Origin of the sequence: Streptomyces murinus (assembly GCF_002154555.1) — a bacterium.
GTDB classification, from domain to species: Bacteria; Actinomycetota; Actinomycetes; order Streptomycetales; family Streptomycetaceae; genus Streptomyces; species Streptomyces murinus.
The window spans coordinates 1-1,978 of the sequence record NZ_MUNF01000618.1; the positions used below are offsets into that span (position 1 = coordinate 1).

Genomic DNA, 1,978 nt, shown 5'->3' on the forward strand with positions numbered 1-1,978 from the left:
TCGCCGGGTCCGCCCGAACGGCCCCGCGCGGCCCGCCGCCCGCCCCCGGAACCGGAAACCGAGCCCGAGCCCGAGCCCGAGCCCGAAGCCGAGCCTGTGCCCGAACCCGGACCGCCGGACCCGGTCGAGGCGTCGAACGGGAAGTCCGCCGCGACCGGCGCCATCCCGGTGAAGGCGGACGCGGAGCGCAGCGCGGCGAGCAGCGCGGGCGCCGCGGCGACCAGCGCGAGTCCGGCCAGCAGCCCCTCCGCGGGCATCAGTCCGCTCCACAGCCCGGAGCAGCGCGAGCAGCCGCGGGCGTGCCGGGCGATGCGCTTGCGCCACAGCGCCGAGGGCTTGCCGTCCCAGGCGCCCAGCACGCCGCGCAGCTCCTCGCAGCGGGGCCGCGCGTCGAGCGCCCGTACCACCACCCGGGCCGCCTCCAGCTGGGCCTTCATCCGCTGCACGCGGACCGCGGTGTGCTCCGGCGTCAGCTCCAGGGCGGCGGCGACCTCGGCGCGGGTCAGCTCGCCCGCGCACTCCAGCCACCACAGCGACAGCAGCCCCCGGTCGTCGGGCTCCAGCCAGCGGGTGGCGTGCGCGGTCTCCTGGCGCTGGCCCGACAGCTGGAGCTGCACCACCGTCAGGTCCACGAAGTCGGCGCCCGGGTCGGCCAGGTCGTACGCCTCCTCCACGGTGGCGGGCGCGGACTGCCGGTCCTGCCAGTGGCTACGGACCTGGTTCATCGCGATCGCGACGAGCCAGGAGCGGAAACGCTCGGGGGCGCGCAGCCCGCCCAGGCCGTCGAGGGCGCGCAGCATGGTCTCCTGCACCACGTCGTCGACGTCCACGGAGCCGTTCAGCGCCCGCCCCACGATGTTGTAGACCAGCGGCAGATAGGCGCTGATCAGGGCGTCCTGGGCCGCCGCGTCGCCCTCGCGGGCCGCGATCACCAGGGCTGCCGTCTGCACCGCGTCCGTGTGCCGTGTGCTCATCAGATGTTTCCCGTCCTCGACGCCGAACGATTGTTCCCGATGACTGGGAGACCGTTCGAAGCGGCCCGGATAACAGTTGTCGGGCAGCGAATTCCGGTCGCTTACGGCGACGGGTTCCCGACAGGGGGCACGGGGGCGCGGCACGGATCAACTCCGGCCGGAGGCCGCCAGGTTCACAGGTTCAAAGTTGGTCTAGTCCTCTTGACGGAGGGGTGCGGCGGCGGTTTGGTATGTACCAACACCCCCGCCGTGCACGGCATCATCACCCCACCACCCCACGCCCTAGGGGCACCCCCGAGAGGGGCACACTGTCATGCACCTGGCAAGACTAGGCCGACTCGCCGCCTCCGCCTGCGCGTTCGCGCTCGCGGCCACCGGCGCGGCCGTCGCCCTCGCCCCCGCGAGCAACGCGGCGGCGAACAACACGCTGAACAGCGCGGCGACGAGCGGCGCCGCGGGAAGCAGCGTCTACTCCGTCGCTCCCTACGTCGACATGTCGAACGGCCAGGAGGGCCTGCTCGACACCGCCATCACCGGACACCACCTCAAGGCCTACACGGCCGCCTTCGTCCTCGGCGAGGGCTGCAACCAGGTCTGGGGCGACACGCTCCCCATCGGCAACGACTCCTACACCGACCCCGAGATCGCCAGAGCCAAGTCCGAGGGCGCCTCGGTGATCATCTCCTCGGGCGGCGCCAGCGGACTGCCGCTCGCCTGGACCTGCACCACCCAGAGCAGCATCGACGCCGGGTACCAGGCCCTCATCGACGACTACGGCGTCACCCAGCTGGACTTCGACGTCGAGGGCGCCGCCGTCGCGGACACCGCCGCCGCAGCCCGCCAGATGCAGGCGATGAAGGACCTCAAGGCGGCCAACCCGAACCTCCAGTTCTCCATCACCTTGCCGGTGCTGACCAGCGGGCTGACCAATGACGGCGTCAACATCCTCAAGGCCGCCAAGAACGCGGGCGTCAAGATAGACGTGGTCAACATCATGACCATGG

The 1,978-nt window shown here is 72.0% G+C and carries 2 protein-coding genes; one reads left to right on the forward strand and one right to left on the reverse strand.

The window, feature by feature from the left end:
• Nucleotides 1-974 (reverse strand): RNA polymerase sigma factor (locus CCN72_RS31285; RefSeq protein WP_143664259.1); only part of this gene is annotated, 974 nt, incomplete at its 3' end.
• Nucleotides 975-1,287: 313 nt separating this feature from the next.
• Between CCN72_RS31285 and CCN72_RS31290 the strand changes: the two genes are divergently transcribed.
• Nucleotides 1,288-1,978: glycoside hydrolase family 18 protein (locus CCN72_RS31290; protein WP_483027286.1), on the forward strand; the 691-nt coding region annotated here is incomplete at its 3' end.